The 23,994-nt window shown below is 36.0% G+C and carries 19 protein-coding genes and 1 pseudogene; 16 read left to right on the top strand and 4 right to left on the bottom strand.

Annotated elements, in window-relative coordinates:
- Positions 1 to 95 precede the first annotated feature (95 nt).
- From glpX to AC3IS5_RS13340, 3 genes are all read left to right on the top strand, one after another.
- Positions 96 to 1,037 carry a class II fructose-bisphosphatase gene (glpX, locus tag AC3IS5_RS13350; protein ID WP_489424859.1) on the top strand — a complete coding sequence of 314 codons (942 nt, stop codon included), beginning with the start codon at positions 96 to 98 and terminating at the stop codon, positions 1,035 to 1,037.
- A gap of 911 nt (positions 1,038 to 1,948) precedes the next feature.
- Positions 1,949 to 2,266 (top strand): cell division protein FtsL, encoded by a 318-nt coding sequence (locus AC3IS5_RS13345; protein WP_489424858.1) that lies wholly within the window; start codon positions 1,949 to 1,951, stop codon positions 2,264 to 2,266.
- A gap of 35 nt (positions 2,267 to 2,301) precedes the next feature.
- A complete protein-coding gene (locus AC3IS5_RS13340) occupies positions 2,302 to 4,443 on the top strand; it encodes a penicillin-binding protein (protein WP_489424857.1) in 2,142 nt (713 codons plus the stop codon).
- Between the two features lie 494 nt (positions 4,444 to 4,937).
- Here the strand turns inward: AC3IS5_RS13340 and AC3IS5_RS13335 are convergent, their stop codons facing one another.
- Together AC3IS5_RS13335 and AC3IS5_RS13330 are read right to left on the bottom strand one after the other, a co-directional pair.
- Positions 4,938 to 5,108: a phytanoyl-CoA dioxygenase family protein gene (locus tag AC3IS5_RS13335; protein ID WP_489424856.1), complete on the bottom strand. Its 171-nt coding sequence runs from the start codon at positions 5,106 to 5,108 to the stop codon at positions 4,938 to 4,940.
- Positions 5,109 to 5,729: 621 nt separating this feature from the next.
- Positions 5,730 to 6,038, bottom strand: coding sequence for an exonuclease domain-containing protein (locus AC3IS5_RS13330; protein WP_489424855.1), 309 nt, complete (start codon positions 6,036 to 6,038; stop codon positions 5,730 to 5,732).
- Between the two features lie 375 nt (positions 6,039 to 6,413).
- On the opposite strand from AC3IS5_RS13330, the gene AC3IS5_RS13325 reads away from it, so the two are divergent.
- The 12 genes from AC3IS5_RS13325 (at position 6,414) to AC3IS5_RS13270 (ending at position 21,410) form a co-directional block, all read left to right on the top strand.
- Complete coding sequence (locus AC3IS5_RS13325; RefSeq protein WP_489424854.1) at positions 6,414 to 7,814, top strand: UDP-N-acetylmuramoyl-tripeptide--D-alanyl-D-alanine ligase; 1,401 nt, start codon at positions 6,414 to 6,416, stop codon at positions 7,812 to 7,814.
- 13 nt (positions 7,815 to 7,827) lie between these two features.
- The gene (locus AC3IS5_RS13320; protein ID WP_489424853.1) at positions 7,828 to 9,240 is read left to right on the top strand and encodes a Mur ligase family protein; all 1,413 of its coding nucleotides are present in this window, start codon (positions 7,828 to 7,830) and stop codon (positions 9,238 to 9,240) included.
- Between the two features lie 17 nt (positions 9,241 to 9,257).
- Complete coding sequence (aepX, locus tag AC3IS5_RS13315; RefSeq protein ID WP_489424852.1) at positions 9,258 to 10,856, top strand: phosphoenolpyruvate mutase; 1,599 nt, start codon at positions 9,258 to 9,260, stop codon at positions 10,854 to 10,856.
- Complete coding sequence (gene aepY / locus AC3IS5_RS13310) at positions 10,849 to 11,979, top strand: phosphonopyruvate decarboxylase (RefSeq protein WP_489424851.1); 1,131 nt, start codon at positions 10,849 to 10,851, stop codon at positions 11,977 to 11,979. The genes aepX and aepY overlap by 8 nt, the downstream gene beginning before the upstream one ends.
- Positions 11,972 to 13,828: a 2-aminoethylphosphonate aminotransferase gene (locus AC3IS5_RS13305; protein WP_489424850.1), complete on the top strand. Its 1,857-nt coding sequence runs from the start codon at positions 11,972 to 11,974 to the stop codon at positions 13,826 to 13,828. The genes aepY and AC3IS5_RS13305 overlap by 8 nt, the downstream gene beginning before the upstream one ends.
- Position 13,829: 1 nt before the next feature.
- Positions 13,830 to 14,237, top strand: coding sequence for an NUDIX hydrolase (locus AC3IS5_RS13300; protein WP_489424849.1), 408 nt, complete (start codon positions 13,830 to 13,832; stop codon positions 14,235 to 14,237).
- A gap of 17 nt (positions 14,238 to 14,254) precedes the next feature.
- Positions 14,255 to 14,968 carry an NlpC/P60 family protein gene (locus AC3IS5_RS13295; protein WP_489424848.1) on the top strand — a complete coding sequence of 238 codons (714 nt, stop codon included), beginning with the start codon at positions 14,255 to 14,257 and terminating at the stop codon, positions 14,966 to 14,968.
- 116 nt (positions 14,969 to 15,084) lie between these two features.
- Complete coding sequence (locus AC3IS5_RS13290) at positions 15,085 to 16,179, top strand: YheC/YheD family protein (RefSeq protein ID WP_489424847.1); 1,095 nt, start codon at positions 15,085 to 15,087, stop codon at positions 16,177 to 16,179.
- Positions 16,160 to 17,536, top strand: a complete 1,377-nt coding sequence (locus AC3IS5_RS13285) for a YheC/YheD family endospore coat-associated protein (protein ID WP_489424846.1) — start codon at positions 16,160 to 16,162, stop codon at positions 17,534 to 17,536. Before AC3IS5_RS13290 ends, AC3IS5_RS13285 begins: the two co-directional genes overlap by 20 nt.
- The gene (locus AC3IS5_RS13280) at positions 17,520 to 18,866 is read left to right on the top strand and encodes a YheC/YheD family endospore coat-associated protein (RefSeq protein WP_489424845.1); all 1,347 of its coding nucleotides are present in this window, start codon (positions 17,520 to 17,522) and stop codon (positions 18,864 to 18,866) included. The genes AC3IS5_RS13285 and AC3IS5_RS13280 overlap by 17 nt, the downstream gene beginning before the upstream one ends.
- The gene (locus AC3IS5_RS13275; RefSeq protein WP_489424844.1) at positions 18,863 to 20,185 is read left to right on the top strand and encodes a YheC/YheD family protein; all 1,323 of its coding nucleotides are present in this window, start codon (positions 18,863 to 18,865) and stop codon (positions 20,183 to 20,185) included. The genes AC3IS5_RS13280 and AC3IS5_RS13275 overlap by 4 nt, the downstream gene beginning before the upstream one ends.
- A gap of 838 nt (positions 20,186 to 21,023) precedes the next feature.
- Entirely contained in the window at positions 21,024 to 21,410 is a 387-nt protein-coding gene (locus AC3IS5_RS13270) for a hypothetical protein (RefSeq protein ID WP_489424843.1), read from the top strand.
- Here the strand turns inward: AC3IS5_RS13270 and AC3IS5_RS13265 are convergent.
- Both AC3IS5_RS13265 and AC3IS5_RS13260 read right to left on the bottom strand, forming a co-directional pair.
- Positions 21,331 to 21,737 (bottom strand): annotated as a pseudogene (locus tag AC3IS5_RS13265) (DDE-type integrase/transposase/recombinase); the annotation flags it as partial. The gene AC3IS5_RS13270 and the pseudogene AC3IS5_RS13265 sit on opposite strands and share 80 nt — an antisense overlap.
- 286 nt (positions 21,738 to 22,023) lie before the next feature.
- Positions 22,024 to 22,890: a LysR family transcriptional regulator gene (locus AC3IS5_RS13260; protein WP_489424842.1), complete on the bottom strand. Its 867-nt coding sequence runs from the start codon at positions 22,888 to 22,890 to the stop codon at positions 22,024 to 22,026.
- 157 nt (positions 22,891 to 23,047) lie between these two features.
- Here AC3IS5_RS13260 and hpaI point away from each other — a divergent pair, with 157 nt between their 5' ends.
- A complete protein-coding gene (hpaI, locus tag AC3IS5_RS13255; RefSeq protein ID WP_489427888.1) occupies positions 23,048 to 23,968 on the top strand; it encodes a 2,4-dihydroxyhept-2-ene-1,7-dioic acid aldolase in 921 nt (306 codons plus the stop codon).
- Positions 23,969 to 23,994: the final 26 nt, after the last annotated feature.

Genomic DNA, 23,994 nt, shown 5'->3' with positions numbered 1-23,994 from the left:
TGAGATAACCTTCTGATAGAAATAGAATTTAATGAATTGGAGATTTTGTAATTAAAAACTTATTTCCTACATTAAACTTGATGGGGGTAATAAAAATGAATGACTTATTATTTGATTTCCTCAATGTTACTGAAAGCGCTTCAATTGCGGTGAAGCCCTGGATTGGTAGAGGAGACAAGAATAATGCAGATGATGCTGCTACGGAAGCTATGAGAACAAATTTGAATACGTTAGATATAGATGCAATTGTTGTTATCGGAGAAGGTGAACTTGATAATGCTCCAATGCTTTTTATAGGGGAAGAATTAGGAACTAAAAATGGACCGAAATTAGATATAGTAGTTGATCCGTTAGATGGAACTACATCGATAGCAACTGGCCAAGGAAACTCAATTTCAGTAATTGCAGTTGCACCGGAAGGAAAAATATTGCATGCCCCAGATATGTATATGGAGAAAATTTCAGTAGGGCATAATGCTGCTGGGAAAATTGATATCAATGCATCTATAAAGGAAAATATAATAAGTGTGGCTAATGCATTAGAAAAAAACATAAGTGAGATTACCGTAATGATTCAAGATCGCGAAAGGCATAAAGAGCTAATTGAGGATACAATACAAATTGGTGCAAGGGTTGAATTGTTTGCAGATGTAGATGTGATAAGTGCAATTTCTCCAGCAATTAATGGATCAGGAATCGATATTTTTGTAGGGATAGGTGGTGCCCCTGAAGGTGTAATATCAGCCGTTGCAATAAAGTGTTTGGGTGGAGAAATACAGGGAAGACTGTTGCCAAATAATAATAAAGAAAAAGCACGTTGCATGCAGATGGGAATAATTGATTTGAAAACAATATTATTTACGGAGGATATTGTTAAATCAGATATGTGTTATTTCTCAGCTACAGGCATAACAAGTGGAAAGTTATTAAAAGGTGTGAAACAGCTAAAAGATAATGTATTCCAGACTCATTCATTGATTACATCTGGAAAAAGTGGAAGAGCTTTTTTTGTAGAATCTAATATTTCGTTAGAATAATTGAAGATAAACGGCTTATAAGTAAAACTATTAGTCTTTGATTGGATCTTAGTTAATATCTAGGAAACAAAAAAGTTAAGTCAGGCTGTTGCTCGACATAATTTTTTTACTTTATCAGGAGTTAAATAATTGACGGGCGTGGCGAAAATCTCGACAATTGTTTATTTGAATTCTTGGTTGTAACGTTTTTGTTTTATTACAGAATTGTCCTCTCTTAATTTTTTTGAGAAGGACTTAACTCCGATGTGTTCATACATCTATACTAACTCCAATAAATGAGAAAAGATTGACCGATAATAATTAAGTTTGATAAAAATCACCTCTTTAGTTTTTTTAGAGGTGATTTTTTATTGGATATTTATGTTAAAATCAATGTGGAGATAGTGAAGAAAAGTACTTTAACTTACGGCCGTTTTGTTTAATAAGAACATATATTTATGAACTGCCCATAACCAAAATGAAAATGGGGGAACTGTAATCAAACACTTTCTAAATAAGCGTTATTGGATACTTATGCCACCATTTTTAATAATTACAATACTACTAATTGCTTTTCTTCCCAATAAATATTGAAACTATTCACTTTTAGTAGTCATTATATTTTGGGTGGTATTTAAGATTTGGGATCTTTACGTGGAAAAGAAGAACAATAGGAAAAAAGAGAAGTCGTCTTAAACTATAGGTGTGTTTCTAAAGAAGCAAGAGTACTATTGCATTTACATCATATGAATCGCCTTCAACCAAGGTGGAATCTTCAACTGTAATAGATGTCCTCTCTTCTAATGATTCATTTATTGTTTACAAGTAGATTAGAAGAGAAGTGAAATTTATTTCTAACTAAGAAAATAATCGAGCCCGCTCATCAAAATTAAGAATAGCTGAAAAAATCAAAGAAAAAGGGGAGTGATTAAATGGCATTACATAATCGGCATCAACAAACGAATATCCTGCAGCCAACACCTAGACCTTCAAAAAGAATATTATCTAAGAGAGAAAAGGTTCTTCATGCAATTGTGAACGTAGGTAAATTATTGTCGGTTACGAACTTAAATGCGCAATCTGTGAAAATTCAAAATATCAAACATAAAATTGATGAAACGAAGAAACAAAATGTGGAATTGACCTTCGAAGTAAGTGAACTCTCTACATATGGGGGCATTTGGAAAAAAGAGAAGGAATTTAACTTGAAGCTAAAGGAAAAAAACGTGAAAGTAGTGTCTGAACAATGAAGAGAAAGTTTCGATTTCAATGGGGAGCCTTTCTAATGTTAATCGTTTACGGAGGCCTTTTTTTTGCTATGTTTTTCCGTATATTTTTTATCCAAGCTTCAGGACAAGTAGAGGGGCAAGCTTTGGCGGCAAAAGCGGCAGCAAAATATGAAAAATCAAAAGTAATTACAGCTAATAGAGGTAACATTCTAGATCGGCAAGGGCAAGTTATTGCAGAAGATACAATTAACTATCGCTTAGTAGCAGTAATTAGTCCTAAAGTATCTGAAGGAACTAAAACTATTATGCACGTCGCAGATAAAGAGAAAACTGCCAAAATTTTAGCGAAATATCTTTCTATTAGCGAAAAAGATATATTTGATAAATTAAATACAAAAGCGAAGAATGCACAAGGTAATGAAATCCGTCAAGTAGAATTCGGTGCGGCAGGTCGTAATATTAGCCATGGCGTAATGGAGAAAATTAGTAGTGAAAAGCTACCAGGTATCATTTTCATGGAAGAAACAAAGCGGTTTTATCCAAATGGTATCTTTGCATCAAATTTAATCGGCTTAGCACAGAGGGATACTCAGCAAGATGGACAAACTAAAACTGAAGGTAAAATGGGACTAGAATCCATCTATAACAAAGAATTATCCGGTACTGATGGAAGGGTTCAATATAAGAGTGATATATGGGGGTATTTGCTACCTAAAAGCGATAAGATGGTAGAACCTGCAAAAGATGGTGCGGATGTATATCTAACGATAGATAAAACCATTCAAAACTTTTTAGAAGATTCGATGTCTAGAGTATACAAGGAATATAATCCTGAATCAATGGTAGCAGTCGTTGCCGATCCGAAAACGGGAGAAATACTTGCTGTTTCGCAAAGACCTACATACAATCCACAAGACGGTACTGGACTTGAAAATAGCTGGTTAAATCAGTTAACAGAATTGACGATTGAACCAGGTTCAACAATGAAAACATTTACATTAGCAGCTGCAATCGAAGAAGGAAAATGGGTTCCGAACGCTACGTTTCAGTCTGGTCAATATATGGTAGGAAATGTACCAATTGGAGATCATAATGACAGACAAGGTTGGGGAACGATTACCTATTTAGAAGGAATTCAGCGCTCCTCCAATGTAGGAATGGCTCATCTTTTGAAATTAATAGGTGATGATAAATTCATATCTTATGTAAATAAATTTGGGTTTGGTGAAAAAACAGGAATAGATTTACCAAATGAAGCTACAGGCAAAATCTTAGATAAGTACCCTATTAACCGTGTAACAACAACTTATGGACAAGGTTCAACTGTTACGCCTATACAATTAATACAAGCTGTTTCAGCTATTGCGAACGATGGCAAAATGATGCAACCGTATGTAATTGAGAAAATTGTGAATCCAAATACGAATGAAATAATAAAAGAAAACAAGCCGGCTATTATAGGTAAACCAGTTTCTAAGACAACGTCAAAAGAAGTTAGAGAGATTTTGACTACTACTATTACTTCTGAACATGGAACCGCAAAAGATTTTGCAAGTCAGGAATATAAAGTATCTGGTAAAACAGGTACTGCGCAAATGCCAGACCCATCAACGGGCAAATACGATGAACGAGGAAAAAATTATTTTCTGTATTCATTTTTAGGTATGGCTCCTGCAGATAATCCTCAGTTAGTGATGTATATTGCTGTGGGAAAACCGAAACTTGGCCTAGCAGAAGTAGGCTCTGAGCCAACATCTAAAGTATTTAATACAGTAATGGAAAGTAGTTTAAAGTACTTAAATATTAAGCCTCAAAAAAATAAGAAAATGAAATCTCAAACGATGGAAAATTTAAAAGGCCAACTTGTTGAGGATGTTGAAAAAGAATTTGAAGAAAAGGGCATAGAAACGGTTGTTATAGGAAATGGTGATAAAATTACGGATCAATATCCTGCAGAAAAAACAGCAGTTTTATCTGGTGGTTTTGTATTTTTGAAGACAGAGGGGGATTCAGTAGTACCTGATTTTACAGATTGGTCACTCCGCAAAGTTTTAACGTATCAAACAATGGCTGGTGCTAATATAGAAATTAACGGTGAAGGCTATGTACAAAAACAAAGTGTTAAAGCTGGTACTGTGCTAAATGGAAACAAGAAGATTATTCTGAAAATGAAAAAACCAGAGGAACATTACAAATAGTTCGTGTGAATTTGCAAAGAATTTGAATAGTATGGAGAATCTTATCATGCTTTGTTTTTTTAGTTCTAGAAAAATACTATAGCGTTTGAAAGCGTGTTGGCCAGTCTTATTTAACTTCAAACGGAATCCCTAGCTAATATGCCACCATCATACGCCTTTTTTGGGATTCTTCTTGGAGGAATAAGGTTCATTTTCCATTCCAAATGTTCTCTCGCTACTTTTTTGTTTACCATTCTCAAACTCGACACTTTGTCGAGACCCCGTAGAGAAAATCTGTATAGGCGTATTGTATGAACCAGTGTACACTATTTCTTTTAAACGGGTGCCTAACCCTCGGCGATTTTGAACGCTTTAATAGACTGGGGGCAGACTCCTTTCATTCCACTCTACGAAAGTTGAGTAAATAATTAATGTGGGTATTCTACATCAAACACATTTCCACATGGGCCAGAATCTTGATTTGTTTCAGGCTCTACCTTGGTTCCATTTTCTCTTTATAGAGGGCTGTAAAAACTTCCAATCTTTGTAGTTGACTCACTTGCATAATGATAAATGAACGATTTTCGAAATCGATCTTTCGTTTTATTACGATAGGAACCATGAATTAAATTTCCATTAAAAAATAATACATCTCCTTGATCTAAAATGGCAGGTTCAGTTTTCAAACCTTTGGGAACCTTTACATAGTGTGTTGTAAATGATTCCTTTGGATCGGATTTTTCAGGACAGTAAATTTCATCGTTATTTGTTTTCGTTAATAATCTCAATCAGCTATCGGGTGTTTTCAAAAAAATCGCAACATATGGGGATCGTTAACGTAATGAAGCATGATCGGCATTGAAAAAAGAATCTTCAATCGAAGATCCTTTTAGCTGCATGTTCAATTATCAATGGCGGCAGTATCCGTGTTTCCGGTGACTATCTTGTATAGGATGGTATGTACTCAAATCCGCAGGAAATCAAGCAGATTACCGCCAAGAGGGTAGGGTGCTTCAGACTTGCAATCGAAAGAGCAGCAATAAACAATCTTAAAAAAATTAATTTTTCGAGGTGTGAGTCCATAATCAAACGAGCAGATTAGGAATTGGCCATAAGTGTTGTAGTTTTCATTTTTTTGATAGGTGACAAAAGAACAGCTACTAGCTTGTTATGATAGTAGCTGGTCTTTGCGATGAACACATAGATGCGAAACTCTAAAAAAGCGCCTGTTTGTTGAAGAAAATCCATCTAAATTTAACTTCTTTTATTGACCTACTTCTTTTGTATTCGAACAAAAATAATTCATTTCAAAGATCTAACCCGTATTTATTGTTGGCATCTCTTATAACGCCTGTATCAAATGGAGCGTTATTAGCCACAACAGGTAATCCATCAATAAAGTCGAACATATTGTCTTTTATTTTTGAACAGGTTGGAACATGCTGCACCATATCCACTGATATACCATATATTAGAATGTTAAAAGTGTCAAAATAATCTTCTGGGTTTATGAGAGAGTAAAACTCATCTACCTTTTTTCCACCTGGAACTTTTATCAAACCTATGGAACAAACGCTTCTCTTATTCTGATTTGTCGTTTCAAAATCTATACTCATTTCGGATCACCTTCAAAAAATGAATTGTAGAATTTAAAAAGAAATAGCTTTATATTTTCTACATTCTTAGAAAAGCATAAGACGAGCCTGCATAAAGGTTGTTATTTAGCCTTCTTGACAGATTGACTTATGACCTCAAGTCGATGGCACCTGGAGCTAGAACGCTATCTAAGTTCAAAAGTTATATTTTCTTATATAGCAAAAAGAGAACAAGACCTTTTATCTATTGTGTCATAAATTAGGTTTTTCAGGTGCATATAAAATAATCCACTTCTTAGAATAATAGCTAATTAACAGGAATAGCCTATACAAAATGATTCCTTTAGATAAGAAGCGAACAAGACTAGAAATTCGCTGGGAAGAAGGGAGCGAGAAATGAAAGCTCTTTATCTAAATGAGATTATTTCTCAAATTGGTGGAACATGGATACAAGGAGAGGGCAATCCTCTAATAAAAGATGTTGTAACAAAGCCTTCCAAAATCAGTCATAATACACTAATGATTGATTTATATACAAAATCAATTATAAATTCAAAACTCTTTAAAAAGTACTCGCCCGTTGTAGTTGTAACAGAAAAACCAAAGGATTTTTCTATGCTCGGAGATGAAGTTATTGTCATAAAAGTGGAAGACATAGAAGATACCTACTGGAAATTCATTGATTATTATCGGGATCTCTTTGATATTCCGATTATTGGAGTAACAGGGACTTGCGGTAAAACGACTACGAAGGAGATGATCAAACATATACTTGAAAGCTGCTATCCAGTTCTGGCTACCTATAAAAGCTTTAACGGAGGTCATCGAAATCACCGCTATCTACTTGGTATAGATGAAAATACAGGTGCATCTGTCATCGAAATGGGGGTTGACTCCCCTGGGGATATCCTCTTTTATTTAAAATATTTTCGCCCGCAAATTAGGGTGTTATTAAATATAGATGTGTATCATTTGGTAGGTTGTAAAACTCCAGAACGATATTTAGAAGCCAAAGCGGAAATTCTTCATGGTTTGGATCCGATAAATGGCTGTCTCATCTTAAATGCGGATGATGAGAATATAAAAAAAATAGATAAAAGCAAACTTACAAATATCATTCAATCGATTGGCTTCAGTGAAGGCTGTCATTTTCGTGCGACAGATGTAACTTACGACTGGAAGGGAATGCTTTTTACACTTCATCATCAAAAGCAAACCTATCCTGTATTTGTACCTGCATTCGGTGAACATAATGTCTATAATGCTCTTGCCGCAATTGCTGCAACATGTAGTGCAGGAGTGCATATAAAGGAAGCAGTAGATCGATTATCCACGTTTAAACAAGTGAAGGAACATTTAGAATTAAAAAATGGATTTGGAGGATCTATAATCATTGATGACACCTGGAATGTAGCTCCACTTTCGATGGCTTCAGCTCTTAAAGTAATGAAAGAAATGGCAGGTACGAAAAGGAAAATTGCTCTTTTGGGATATATGCCTCAGTTAGGAGACGGAATCTTCGCAGAACAGGAGTACTCCAAGATGGGTGAGAAGGCAGTGGAAGCTCAAGTAGATATACTTATTGTTGTAGGAGAGGAAGCACAGGAAGTTGGGAGAAAAGCATTGGAGATGGGAATGGACCAAAGTAAGGTGTACTTTTCTAACAACCCAATAGAAATCTATCAAATTCTTCGTCCTTACTTAAATCAGGATTCTATTATACTCCTAAAAATTCCTCATCGGGTGATGGTCCTAGACACATTTAAAGAACTAAAGGAAAAAATAATCGTTACGTGAATGGAGGGACTACATGAAAAGTTTATTTCTCCAAGATATTGTTGAACAAATAGGAGGAAATATTGTTCAGGGATCAGGAAACCCACTCATTCAAAATGTAGTCTATCGTCCTAAAAAGATAGTAGACCAATCTCTACTGTTTTATCGATATCAGGATATGAAATTTGAAAATAAAGTCGTACAAAAATATATATCTGTTGCAATTGTTACAGATAGGCTTGATCTGATAAAAAATTTACCCGAGGATGTTATCTTAATCCAGGTGCTAAATATCGAAGAAGCGTATTGGAAGTTCGTCCACTTTTACCGCCATCTTTTTAAGATCCCAGTGGTTGGCATTACGGGTACTTGTGGAAAGACGACAACAAAACAAATGGTAAAACATATTTTGAGAAAATACTATAAAGTTCACTCCACCTTTCTAAGCAATAACCAGCGATCACTTAATTTACAATATTTGCTTGGCATCGATGATGAAACAGAAGCAGCAGTCTTTGAAATGCCAGTTGCCTCTCCAGGATATTTAACAAATACCATTCGCTATTTTCAACCCCAAATAAGAATCCTTTTAAACATAGATGTCTACCACTTAACGGATAGTAAAACTCCAGAAGCCTATATGAAAGGAAAAGCTGAAATAATAAATGACCTAGATCCAAATACGGGAGTCATTATTTTAAACGCTGATGACGAAAACATTAAAAAGGTCCTTAATGTAAGTTCATTTAAGAATGTTGTTTATTTTGGATTATCTGAAGATTGCGACTTTAAAGCAAAAGATATTAGTTACTCAAACGGAGGTATGAAGTTTACTCTCGAACATCAAGGTCAATCCTATCCAGTCTTTGTTCCAGGCTATGGAAAACCGAATGTTTATAATGGGCTTGCTGCGATTGCTACAGCCGTCTCTGCAGGAATGAATGTACAAGAATGCTGTGAGCGGCTTGCATCATTTGAACAAATGAGGGAGCATCTCCAATTCATTGAAGGGGAGGGGGGGTGCACCATTATTGATGATACATGGAATGCAGCGCCATTATCCATGGCTTCTGCCTTGGAGGTTCTTCAGGAAACCTCAAACTCTAAAATGAAAATAGCACTTCTAGGATATATGCCTCAATTGGGGGATAGTGAATATGCAGAAGAGCAGTATGCCAGAATGGGCGAGAAGGTAGTCGAAACACAGGTGGACCTCCTTTTTGTTGTAGGTCAGGAAGCCACTGAAATCGGAAGGAAGGCTCTTGGCCTGTTAATGGATCCAAGCAAAGTTTATTTTTGCAACAGAGGAACAGAAATCTACCCATTCATTAAACCTTATTTAAACAAAAAGACAACTATCTTATTGAAAATCCCACATCGAGTTATGGTTCAAGAATCTTTTAAAGAGTTGAAAAGAAACCTCATCCCTAATGGGAATAAAATTTAGTAATGAAAGGAAAAGAAATGAAAAAGACAACAAAACTAAAAGAATTACTAACTTCTAATTCATTGGAATTTATCATGGAAGCTCACAATGGTCTAACAGCAAAAATTGTGGAGGAAGCGGGTTTCAAAGGAATATGGGGGAGCGGATTGTCCATCTCAGCCTCTTTAGGAGTAAGGGATAATAACGAAGCCTCCTGGACACAGGTGCTTGACACGCTGGAATTTATGAGTGATGCCACCACCATTCCTATTTTACTTGATGGCGATACAGGGTATGGCAACTTTAATAATGCAAGAAGATTAGTAAAAAAATTGGAGTCCAGACAAATTGCTGGAGTTTGTATCGAAGACAAATTATTCCCCAAAACAAACTCTTTTATCAGCGGAGATACACAGCCTCTTGCAGATATAGAGGAATTTTGCGGGAAAATTAAAGCGATGAAAGACAGCCAGACGGATGATGATTTCGTGGTTGTTTCCAGAGTAGAAGCCTTTATTGCTGGTTGGGGACTGGAAGAGGCACTTAGGCGGGCAGAGGCTTATCGCCTTGCTGGTGCAGATGCAATCCTCATGCATAGTAAGAGAAAGGATAGTACGGAAATAGAGGCTTTTATGAAGGAATGGTGCAATAGACTTCCAGTTGTACTCGTACCGACTAAATACTATACTGTTCCAACTGATAAATTCAGGGAATTAGGTACCAGTCTTGTCATTTGGGCTAATCATAATTTAAGGGCAACGATTAAAGCCGTCCAAGATACTACCAAGCAAATCTACCAGGATGTAAGTCTCATTAACGTAGAAAAAGAGGTTGCTCCATTAGACGAGGTGTTCCGCCTACAAGGAGCAGACGAACTAAAGATCGCGGAAAAACGATATCTGCCTTCCACAGGAAAAAGCGTTAACGTAGTAATATTGGCAGCAAGCCAAGGGGAAATGGATGGGCTTACAGAAGAAATCCCTAAGACTTTATTAGAAGTTGGAGGGAAGACTCTGCTCTTGACACAGATACATGAATTTAACAAAGTTGGTATAAAAAATATTAGCGTTGTCAGGGGCTTTGCGAAAGAAAAAGTAACCCCCACCCAGTTTTCGGTCATTGACAATGATTTATTTGCAGAGACAAAAGAACTTTATTCATTATACCTTGCAAAGGAACAATTGAAGGAAAATACCATTATTAGTTATGGAGATATCATTTTTAAAAATTATATTTTGAATGACCTCCTTAATGATATGAGCGATATTACCCTCATCGTAGATGCTGATGTGGAAAACGCAGCTAATGATAAAGATTACGTAACTACAAACATCCCGTACTCTAAAAAACTTTATTCCAGTACAGTTCAATTTGTCAAAATGTCCGGAGACTTAAAAGGAAAAGAAGTCCAAGGGGAGTTTATTGGCCTCTGGAGAGTAAATAAAAGCGGCGCCGAAGTGGTGAAAAAAGCATTGATGGAACTATCAAATAGAAAAGATTTTAAACAGCTGACAATGGCAGATCTTTTCAATCATATTAGTACAACTCACCCAATTGGGGTGAAGTATATAAAAGGTTCTTGGCTTGATATCGATACAATCAGAGATCTCAAACAAGCAGGTGATATGTTTGATTAGCACTAAAGCATTTGGAAATGAGTTAAAAAAGCTTGGCTTTGATTTTTTTAGTGGTGTTCCATGTTCTTTTTTAAAAAATTTAATCAACTACGCAATCAATGAATGTGATTACGTTGCAGCTACGAACGAGGGTGAAGCAGTAGCGGTTGCTGCTGGTGCTTATCTTAGTGGTAAGAAACCGGTCGTTCTCATGCAAAACTCTGGGTTGACCAACGCTGTTTCACCATTGGTGTCTCTGAATTTCCCGTTTCGACTTCCAGTACTTGGGTTTGTCAGCTTGCGGGGGGAGCTTGGGATTCCCGATGAGCCCCAGCATGAACTGATGGGCTGTATCACCACAGAAATGCTTGAACTTATGAAAATAAACTGGGTATACCTTGCTGACGACTTAGACCAAGCAAAACAGCAATTGATTCAGGCTAATGCATGTATCGAAAAAAATCAGTCTTTCTTCTTTGTTGTGAAAAAAAATACGTTTGAGAAAGAAATATTAATGGATCAAAAACAGCTTGTAAATGTTAATACTCAAAAGATTGGTCAAACAAAAGAAAATCAACTTCCCACACGATTTGAAACACTAAAGCTCATTAATTCTTTAAAGGATAAAAAAACCATTCAATTGGCTACGACCGGTAAAACAGGGCGTGAGTTATACGAAGTTGAAGATGTACCAAATAATCTGTACATGGTTGGTTCAATGGGATGCGTTAGTTCCATCGGTCTTGGTCTTTCCTTAACGAAGAAAGAGCATGAAATTATTGTGATAGAAGGAGACGGGGCCTTATTAATGCGAATGGGTAGCCTTGCAACGAATGGGGCCTACGCTCCGAATAATATGCTCCATATCCTTTTAGATAATAATACTCATGATTCAACAGGAGGACAGCTGACTGTGTCTAACAATGTTCATTTTGTAGACATTGCTGCTGCCTGCGGCTACACCAAATCTATTCATATTCATAACCTTATAGAATTAGAATTCTATATAAAAGGATGGAAACGGGAGAAACAATTAACTTTTTTATATATGAATATATCCAAGCAATCCAAGGGAAATCTAGGGCGCCCAAAGATGAAGCCGTATGAAGTAAAGGAGCGATTGATGGTGTATCTGAATGGTTAAAAAGGCAGTTATTTTAGCCGGTGGGATGGGCTCACGATTGCGAGAGAGAACAAAAAACCATCCGAAAGGCTTCATCAAAATAGATAATATACCTATTGTTGAACAATCCATTTTAAAATTAATAGAGGCAGGGATAGAAACAATTATCATCGGAACAGGCTATCTCTCCGATCAATACGATCAATTATCAATGAAATACCCTCAGATTCAATGTGTTCGGAATAATGATTATAAACACACAGGCAGTATGTATACTCTGTACAATTTAAAAGATCATGTTTCAGAAGACTTTCTTTTACTTGAAAGTGACTTAATATATGAAAAAAAAGCGTTAAAAATTTTAATAAATCATAAGGAACCCGATGTGATTTTAGCATGTGAGTTTACCCATTCCAACGATGAAGTTTTTATTGAAACTGATGAAAATAATTTATTAGTTAAAATGTCGAAAAACACCAGGGACTTAAAGGATTTCCATTCCGAATTAACTGGAATGACGAAAATCTCAATAGAATCGTTCAAGGTGATGTGTGATTTTGTAGAGTCCGTCTTCCCGGAAAATAAGAAGCTTGATTACGAATCTGCATTAGTCAGCATTTCAAGCCAAAGGAATATATATGTTCACAAATTGCAGGATTTTGTCTGGTGTGAAATTGACAATGAAGACCATTTGCTACGCGCAGAGAAATATATTTATCCAATGATCACCCTCAAAGATAAGAATTTTCCTCCAGTAAAGAGAAATGTTTTACTGAATCCGGGACCTGCTACCACAACTGATACTGTTAAGTACGCACAGATTGTGCCGGATATTTGTCCTAGAGAAGAAGAATTCGGAGCAGTTATGGAGATGATTACTGGAGAGCTTACACGATTAGTTGCGAATCCCCAAAATTATTCATGCGTTTTGTTTGGGGGATCAGGTACGGCCGCGGTTGAGTCTACTTTGAGTTCTGTCATCGGAAATGATGCCGTTTTTATTATTAATAATGGTGCCTACGGTAAAAGGATGTGCCAGATTGCTGAAGTATACAAGTTAAACTATATCGAATACAAAAGCAGCAGTTACGAGGCGATTGATCTTTTATCATTGGAAGAAACGATTCAACATTCTTCAATGAAAATTTCTCATCTATGTGTTGTCCATAACGAAACAACAACAGGTTTGCTAAATGATATTAATGCAATAGGCAGTCTTTGTAAAAAATATAAAATTCAATTAATTTTGGATGCTATGAGCTCATTTGCAGCTATCCCAATTAATATGGATGTGATGAATATTAGTTATCTTGTAGCTTCATCTAATAAAAACCTACAAGGAATGGCTGGCGTTAGTTTTGTGATTGCCAGAACTGAGGATTTAGTTAAGACACAACACATTCCTACTAGGAATTTCTATCTTCATCTTTATTCACAGTATAAATATTTTCTAGAAACAAAACAGATGCGTTTCACTCCACCTGTTCAAACACTTTATGCACTTAAGCAGGCAATTATAGAATTAAATATAGAAGGTATTGAACAGAGGTACGAAAGATTTTCAAAAGCTTGGGAAGTGCTCATTAATGGTATTACCCACTTAGGCTTAACTCATTTAGTTCAAAAAGAACATCAATCCAAAATTATTACATCTATTGTAGAGCCTTCTATTAAAACCTATAATTTTGAGGAAATGCATAATTATTTTTATAGGAAAGGATATACCATTTATCCGGGGAAACTGGATGGACAGGATACCTTTAGGGTAGCAAATATAGGGGATGTAACCTATAAGGATATGGAATTATTTATTACAATGCTTGAAAACTATTTAAGAAGTATTGGATATTTTCCTGAAAGGAACGAATAGAATGGTATTTCCAAGGCATAGATTAGCAGCATCCGTGGCTGTTATTAATGATCAGAACGAAATCCTTTTGGTCAAAAACTGGAGAAGAGGATGGGAATACCCAGGTGGTTACGTAGAGAACGGGGAATCGATCGAGTCAGCTGCCATTAGGGAAGTGAAAGAGGAAGCAGGGATTGATATTTCCATAACTAAATTATGTGGATTGATTCAAGATGTTAAAAACAGCAGATGCACCGTTTTGTTTTTGGGAACTCCGATAGGTGGTAAATTGGCTGGGAGAGATGATGCCTTGGATGCAGGGTATTTTTCAATTGATGAAGCACTCAAGAAAGTTACTTGGAAAACATATAAAGAAAGAATTCTTAAGTGTTTAAATAAAGAAGAGCACCCTTTTATCATTGAATCTTAATATAAAGGGGCTAAAAGATGAGTGTCTCTTATGTTTCATTAACAACAGAAGAAGCCATCGCTAAGTACAAAGCGAATTATGATAAGTATTTCAAAAGGGAATTAGTAAGAGTGGATCAGTATCGAAAAAACGTTAAACACCTGAAGGGAAGTCTGGCTGAGCAAATTGTAGAAAGAGCGATATGGTATATGAATCATGGCTATACGGTCTACGGCCATGGCTTCAATACGTATCACTCCGACGCTGTTGTAGATTGTTCGGGGTTTACTAAATTAGTCTACGGTGACTTTGGTTTTGAATTAACAGGTGTCTCAAGAAAGTATGAATCTATTGGAACAAAAATTGATGGTGTATATAGTAAACTCGTGGAGTCCAATGATTCCGAAGATTCCTATTGGTGCCTACAAGGGGTGGAAAACCTTCGGATCGGTGATATATTAACCTGGTGGAAAAAGGGAAAAGGAATTAGTTCCATTGGCCATGTTGCTATATATATGGGGGAAATCAACGGTAATCCATCGGTAATAGGTACAACTTTGGGAAATCCTACTGCGCTCGGCATTATCAGCAGCTTTAGGCGATGGTATGGATCACATTTCTACAACGCACAACGTATTTTACCGGAAGGATCGTGGACACCTGGAAACGTTATTGCCGGTCATGAAGATACAGGTCCTGTTATCCCAGAAAGATATGTACTTCCCCCTCAAAATCCAATTGTCATGCCTTAACTATAGAGAACAAAAAATTCGCTTTACATTCCTAAATATTGCTATTTTAGAAGCTATATCTATTCAAGTTATATAGGTTCATAAATAATATAGATAGGGACTTAGTGCAGGTGGAAATGAAAGAGGTGAAGTTGGTGCAGAATTATACCGCTGATTTCGGTTTTATATACAATCATAAGCGGCAGCAGAAGCTTATTCCACATTTAATAACCCAATTAATGCCATTGTCAATGGAACACAACAGAAAGATTGTACTGTTTCCTTTAGAAAATTTGGATTTAGATGGGGCGATTATCAGTGGAACAATAATAGAAGGAAACAATGTTCAAGAAGGACAATGTGATATCCCGCCTTTTATTTATAATCTTGCCCTCCATTCAATCGCGGATAAAATAGATAAAATGAGAAGTTTAAGAAAAATGGAAAATACATTAATTATTAATCCGATTAATCGATTCATACAAGGAATTATCTTTGAAATGTTATCCTCTTCAACAGACTTACAACCATATCTTTTACCAACGGTATCTTTAAACACTACTACCTTAATCGATTATCTTGATAAATATGATTCTTTTTTTATACTCCAGGAAAAATCATTCCGCAAGCCAAAAGCAGTCACAATCAAAAAAAATCATGACGAATATATAATTTATATCGGAGCAAATGGGCAAAGATGCAAAAAGGGCGATATCATACCCTATATAAAAAAGATGATTCATAAAAAGAATCAACTCCTTATAAAGGGAATCGATCGCCTGAAAAATGGAGAAGTCCCCTTGGAAATGAAGATTTTTCTGCAAAAAAATTGGAAGGCTGAATGGTCCATCACTGCAACTGTAGCCAATCAAGGTATTTTCTCCAGATATGAATCTCCTTTTGAGAAAATAAGATATCCCTCTAACAATCTTAGTATCGAGGAAATTAAAGAATATAAAAAATGCTTGGATACTGTATCAAAGCAAATTGGGAGATTTTTAGATTATTATATTCCCTTCGTAGGTAGTTTTACCTTTGACTTTATTTTTGATGATACCGGTTCTCCATACCTCATTTATGTAAGCGGGTTTGAGCAAGATCAAAACATCACTGGGCAGATGGATTCGGAATCTCAAATAAATCTCCTCCAAAATGCTTTTTACTATCTATTATTTCTAATGAATAACTCTGGCATGGAAAAGGGTGCACACCATGAATTGGATAATAGTTGAGCGAAGTGAGTTGGAAGCTTTGGAACCATCCCAAAATATTCTCTTTACTTCGAACGGATTGGCCAATAAGTTAAAATCTAAGACCATACTGAAATTTGGTCAGAAAGAGATACCTATATTGGTGAAAGAACTGCCCTCCATACAAGAATGCAATAGAGCTAATTTTCATCAACCTGCCATTATCCAGTTATCCGAAGACATGATAAGCGAACTTTTAATCCAAACAACTGTCACCTACCAATTGGAATATTCCGAAACGACGATTAAGATAGGGCCAGTTATAGGTTTTTTGCTCGGTGATCAGCATTATTATTATCATCATCGCAGATTGAAGGAATTAACAGATGCTATGGGAATATATGAAAAAGTAGGAGGGCTGTTCATAGCTTTCCGTTATTGCTCCATCGATTGGGAGGAAAAGTGTATTTTCGGTCACTATTATAACGATGTTACGAAAAGATGGGAGTATGGGAAAATGCCCATTCCAACTGTTGTCTATCGTAGAGGTTTTAATAAAAGGAATAATTTTGTCAATGAATACAAGGATGAGTTTCAATGGAAGGTTTTTAATGATATCAGGTTTGACAAGTGGGAAATTTATTGTCAATTAAAGGATAATGAAAAGCTTAAACCTTTTTTACCTGAAACGGAATTATTAACGGTTGATAGTCTTCTTACAATCCTTCAAAGACATCCAAAAGTAATCCTAAAACCTAAGAGCCTTTCTAGAGGGAGGGGAATAACGATCATTACTTTAAATTCTCCCGGAACATTTGTGATCCATGATTATCGATATTATAACGATTTTACTATTGCTGAATCACAATTTGAGGAATACCTTCAGGAAGGTAAATACCTAGATAATGAATATATTATTCAGCCATTTTTGAATTTGGCAAACATTGATGGAAGTCCATGGGATATTAGAGTTGTCATGCAAAAGAATGGAGAGAATCAGTGGATTTGTAATGGGATAGAATGTCGACTGGCACCAACCGGAAAGATGATAACAAACATTTCCAATGGTGGAAGGGCACTTCACTTAAAAGAGGCATTGGAATTAGCATTTGGTAAGGAAGTCGAAAGTGACCTCATTACTAAGGATATTCATGCTATTTCGATGGAGTTTTGTAAAATGATGGATCTGACAGGAAATCATTTCGCTGAATTTGGATTGGACATTGCCCTTGATACTCATCAACATTACTGGTTTATTGAAGCGAATGTTCGTCCAACCTTTAAAGGGTTTAAAGCATTGGATGAACAAATCTATAAACAGATATGCTATGAACCTATTCTATATTCCACATCCATCGCAGGTTTTAGCTGGGGGGAATATGGTGATACGAATAAATAAAATTATACTCGACTTACATGCAAATAACTGCTTGACCATACATCCGGATGTGGCAAAATATCATAACCTTTCTGCTAACAAAAAATGGTTTCTTCGTTTTGGCATCCAAGCATTAGAAATAAAGCTAAAAACATCATCTGTATTAAATGAAGACGAAATAAAGCTATCTGCTTCCATTATTGATTTATTAAGAATCCCTATAAACTGCCGATTTGAAATTCTTCGGGAAAATAATGAAATTTTGTTGGGACCTTTTATTGGCATCCTGGTTGGAGCAAATAAAAGCTACTTAGATGAGAATGTACAGTATTTATCCAATTATTTATATGATTACGAACATATCGGAGGAACTATCATTGCCTTTTCGCTGGAAGGTATTGATCCTCTTCGCTATACAATTGACGGATACCTATATAGCCCAGAAACAGAAAAATGGGAACCTGGCATTTTTCCTTATCCAGCTTCTGTTTTTAAAATCATCTATCTTAATAAAGAATGGAGAAATCATTTTCAAACAGTTTTCGGTCATCGCTATTTTAATAGTTATGTATTTAACAAGTGGGAGATGTATAAATGGTTAAGCCAGGAACCACAGCTAAACTCCTATTTGCCGAAGACAATTATTTATCATACACCACAGGATATGGAAAACCTCTTGAATGAGCACAATGAGATTTTTATAAAACCAGTTCACGGCAGTATGGGTGATAGAATATACAAGGTTAAAAAATCTCAGGGAGCCTGCTTGCAATTAGAATTTCAACAAGCTGGAGAGCCTCATAAAAGTAATTTTTCAAACGTTCATGAACTTGGTGCTTTTTTGAAAAAACAATTCAAGGGTAAAACGGTTATATTGCAGCAATCGCTAGACCTAATAACCTATCAGGAGAAAAAAATTGATTTCCGGATTGTCATAGTTAAAAACCAGTCTGGTGATTGGGAAGATATGTGTATGGTAGCCAAGTATGGAAAAGAAGGTAGTATCGTAACTAATATATTAGCAGGAGGTACTGCAGAGGTTGGAGAAATAACATTACAAAAAATATTTGGTATCTCTGAGGAGGCAGCTTTTCGTTTTCGTAAAGAAATTTTCCGCATATCCCATGAGGCAGCCCAATGTATAGAAGAATGTGGTGTTCACTGTGGGAATTTAGGGATTGATATTGCAATAGATACCTCAAGAAAGGTATGGATTATTGAAATAAATAATTTAAACCCAAGTCCATTGTTCGCTCTTGATATTAATGACAGGCAACTTTTTTATCAAATAAAACGCTTAAATATGCTTTATGCAAAAAGACTGGCTGGATTTCCGGAGGAATTGTCATGATCTATTATATCAAAGGGATTTCTGAAAAAAGAAAGAATCTAATATTCCTCCCTCTATCAATTTGGGGAAATATGAATCCAAAACCTCAGTGGATGACTTTGCAGGCAGGAGAATGGATGGCGAAAGTGGAGGTTGAGTTCCGCGAAGATTTGCCTGAGAATACGGTAGGGGTTTCTACTATCACTGAATTTCCTTTTAAATTGCCTGAACAAGTACCGTTTGAAATGAAAATTCAAGAAGGCAAACTTCGTATTGGTCCAATCATTGCTATATTAGCTTTTAGTGATAAACACGAGATGACTGCCGAGTCATTAAAAAAATATTTTCGTTATTTAGCCGGCTATTCCAGCATTAATGGCCTTATTTATGTATGTTCAGCAAATGGTATAAATCATTCTTTAAAGACAATCGAGGGGTATTGCTTCAATTTAGAGGAAAAAACAAGTAAACCTGTTTGGGTGTTTGGCAAGTTTCCATATCCCGACGTACTATACTGTCATATGGAATGGAATGAAGATGAATATAATCAAACGCCATCAGTTCTGAGGGGTAAGATATTTAATGCTAATTTAAGTAGTAAATGGCGATTATGGTATCTATTCCAGTCCTCTATCCACCTCCGTGGGTATTGGCCTTACACAGAGTTATTAAATAACGATCAGAAACTAGATGATATGCTCAAGAAATTTGAATCGGTCTATTTAAAGCCTTTAGAATCTGGAAAAGGAAAGCGACTTTTTAAGGTGGATAAAAAAGAAGGAGTATATCGCATTATTGATCACCTAGGGGATGAGAAATGTTTAAATTCCACTGTGGAAGTAAATGATTATCTGAAAGGCGTATTACGTGATACGTATCTCGTACAACAGGCCGTTCCAGCAATTAAATATGAGGAACGATGTTTTAATTTTAAAGTCCATATGCAAAAAACAAGTAGGAGCCATTGGAAATGTGCTTATATTACTGCTCATTTCGGAGAAGCGGGAGGCATTTCCTCTTACTTTAATCGGACTGGAATTGTCTTAAACGGTAGGGATGCCTTGAGAAAAGTATTTCAAATGGACGAAAGGCAAGTATTTAAAAAGGAACAAGAAATAATTGAACTTTGCAGCGCAGTTTGCAAAACGATTGAACATTCCGAAGGCAGCTATGCAGAATTATCCATAGATATTATCCTTGATGAATATTTATCAGTCTGGTTAATGGATATCAATCATCACCCAGACCATCAATCGCTGCTCTATTCAGATAGGCAATTATATTTAAAAGTTCTAGCAGCACCCCTAGAATATGCAAAATTAGTAGCCGGGTTCAGATGAACTAATGTTTTGCGACTTTATAAAAAATTGGTTATGTTAATGTTTATTGTTTAACAAAGCCAAGATAATACCAGCAGCAAGGGCAGTAAGACTCCCACCCCAGGATTCTGAATGTACAAAGAAGATAGGTGGGTGATCAACTTGCCCGTAATGGTCCGATAAGTGCGACAAGGGGATAGGTACCTTGTTCTAATTAAGTAGAGCTTGCTAAATAAATCTAATCGTAAGTAATGTTTGCTAACAAAAAGCTAACACAATCAAGTGAAAAACATTAAATTCCCGTTAAAGATATTACACCTCAGATTTCTGATAACCTGTGTTAAAGATATCACACACTTTCACCTAAATGGCGGCATGATGTAATAACACTCTCAAAACCTTGATTTGAATGGGTTTGTTAGAGAGATATGCAAACATATAAATAAAATAATAAAATTAAAGAAGCTTCTCATCAGTTTACCAAACTTGTGGGAAGCTTTTTTCTTATTTCTTTCGTAAATGGGATATGCATTATTGGTAATCTAATTATTTTAATGACAGAACATTTCTATTATTCTAATATAAGGAATTTACAATAAATAACGCTGATAAATCATCGGAAATTTACCATGTGTAAGAGGATTAGCCTTATTCTTAGGTAAACCAAGAGAAAATTCTAGTTCGGCAAAAAATGGCGAGTAATATATAATGTTATAGTAATATGTGAGCATGAGATTAGTACTACTTTTCTAAAATTGAAAAAGGCTGGGATAGCTTTTATTTATTACACTTGTACGAAAAGAACGTGCAAATGTCAACAATGGTGTTAAGCAGACTAAAGAGAAAAGTAGGTTAAAAGATGATAGTCGTAGATAAAAAGAAATATAAAATGGCAATTAATGAGGCCGCGAAGGAAGTTCATGTACAGGTGCATGGATTAATGAAAGAGGAAGATGCAGAAGGTTATATGATCGATTTACAGGATACGATTAATAAAGTATCAAGACAACAATATTCGTTTGTTGTCGATGCGACTCACAAAACACCATATGAAATTATAACGAAGGTACAAACAGATTTAATTCAGAAAGCAGCTGAGTGTCTATCTCGTTCATTTATTGGATTAGATGTTTCAGGGAAATGGGTTCAGGAACCGATGGTCCCTACTATGCAGCCAATTGACGGTATTGAACCGGCGGTTGGCTGTTTAGTTTCATTTCAATACGGATATTGTAATAATAAGTAATGTATTCTTCGACAATATGTATCACACGTGCGTTCGTTGTGCGATAGATATTGTTGAGATAGAACGTTTCAAGACTTTTGCGAGGAAACGTTTCGATTGGGGAATTATCAGTTAGCGCCTTTGCAGGACATGCTCATGGTAATTCCCTTTTCTTTGACTGCATTTTGATAAGCATAGGATTTATATATGGAACCTTGGTCACTATGCAGAATACAACCTTCTGGTAGCTTAGGTAACTGATAGAGCGTGTCCTACACAATTCGGTGTCTTGTTTGAAAACAATAGTTTGTGTTCAATCTCGCCATTGTAGACATCGAGAATACTAGAACATCTGGAGTGGTTTATTAAATAAAAATGTAGTCAATCGTAATAGAAGGTGATGTTCTATATGTTTGGAAAGTTTTCAAAAAGAATTAAGTTTAGTTTATGAGCTACTTCTTTGGGTAGGAAATTATATGTCATAGTCAAAAACCTTGAATTTTCACCTTCATTTCATGCTCTTTTCACATCAAGGGTAATGGTGTATCAGTATGTTCAAATTTGATAGATTTCGTTTACCAGAACCCACTGCCTACCTTAAATGAGGTCAAATTCATTGTTTAATATATAAATTTCATTGAAAGGTTTCGATAAAGCGTAGGGTACTTTTAGAAAGGTAACGATCTTTAAGCCAGATAACAGCCGATTCTGATTCAATCGTAAAGTCTTCAATTTCTATTGTTTTTAAACCTTTTAAAGGAAATGAATGTAGGGTGGATTTTGGGAGCAGTGTAACTCCTACACCTGCCTTTACAAGAGATAAAAGCATAGCTGCATCGGGACACTCACATACAATATTCGGCTTCAATCCTTGATTTTTGCACTTATCGATGACAAGTTCATACAGGCCAACCCCACTTACTCGATGCAATAACATTAATGGCATATCTGCGATTTCCTTTAGTGGAATCGCATTGCGTTCATCCTGCGTCTCAGTCGTTACAACCACGAAACTATCTGTAGGTAACGGCATAGAAGAAAAGTCACTAAGATCTAATGGAAGTCGGACGATGGCCAGCTCAATATTCCTTTTTCGTATATAATCTGCCAAACGATAAGAATCTCCTTCGTATAGTCGAATACTAACCATTGGATACTGCTCACGAAATAAACGAAGTCTCTCCGGTATATAAGAAAAACATGTTTTTACAGATCCAATGGATAATACTCCTTTAATCCCTTCACCGATTTCTTTTATTTCTGTACTCGTTTCGTCTAGTCTTTGTAAAAGTTCTTTTGCTCTCTCGTATAAGACCTTTCCTGCTTCAGTTAATTCCATTGTATTTCCGTTTCTTTCCATTAAAAGAATACCATGTTCCTGTTCAAGTGCTTTTAGTTGTTGACTTAGTGGCGGTTGAGCCATGTGTAATCTTTTTGCTGCTTTTGTAATTTGTTTTTCTTCGGCGATTGTTGCAAAATATCGTAATTGTCTAAAATCCATAGATATCTCCTTGTCTAAGCATACTTTTTTCATATACACGACCAATTTTTTAAATATTTATAATATTGTGAATATCATGATACATTATTTATGTAATCGATTCCATAAAAAATGGAAATTATGAAAAAAATAAAAGGAGAGATGCAAAATGTCGTCAATGGTTCAAGAAGCACGTGAAAAGTTAAGAGGTTCGATTGCTCCAGTTATTACACCTTTTAAAGAAGACGAAAGTTTGGATCTGGTTACACTCAAAAACTTAATTAACTGGCAAATTGAAAGCGGCAGCCACGGTATTTCTGTAACAGGTACATCAGGTGAACCGAGTTCGCTCACAGCTGAAGAGCGGGAAATTGTGATGGAGACAGCATGGAAAGCTATTGATGGCCGAGTACCTTTTGCCCCTGGAACTGGTTCTGTTAATCACAATGAAACACTTAGATTGACAAAATCAGCACAGGAAATGGGTGCTGATGCTGCGATGGTCATCGTCCCTTACTACAACAAACCTTCTCAGCATGCACTTTTCAAACACTTCAAGGCGGTTGCTGATGCGGTAGATATTCCAATTATCATTTATAATATTCCGGGTCGTACAGGTGTCAATATGGAAGTTTCAACAATGGCTCGTCTTGTAGAGGACTGTCCGAATATTATTGGAGCAAAAGAAGCTAATAAAGATTTTGAACATGTTAATCGCGTTCTTTTAAACTGTGGAAGAGATTTTAAATTATTTTCAGGAATTGAATTATTGTGTTACCCGATGCTAACGATCGGCGGAAGCGGATCGATTAGTGCAACAGCGAACGTTGCTCCGGCAAAAGTGGCTGAACTTCATAATGCATGGGAGGAAGGCGATACGGAAAGAGCGCTTAATCTTCATTATGAATTGATGCTACTCAATGACGTATTGTTTAAAGATACAAACCCTGCACCTGCAAAAGCCGCACTTGGCATGATGGGCAAAATTACACCAGTTCTTCGTAAGCCGATGGATTTACCATCTGAAGCATTGCAAAACGAGATTCGTGATGTATTGAAACAATATTCCATTTTACAAGATGGCGTAGCAACGAAATAAGCTATGTACTTCACACTCTTACTTTC

It is taken from the genome of Viridibacillus sp. KH_047 (assembly GCF_057838945.1).
Note: the sequence above shows the minus strand (reverse complement) of the source record. Positions and strands in the feature narration are given on the sequence as shown.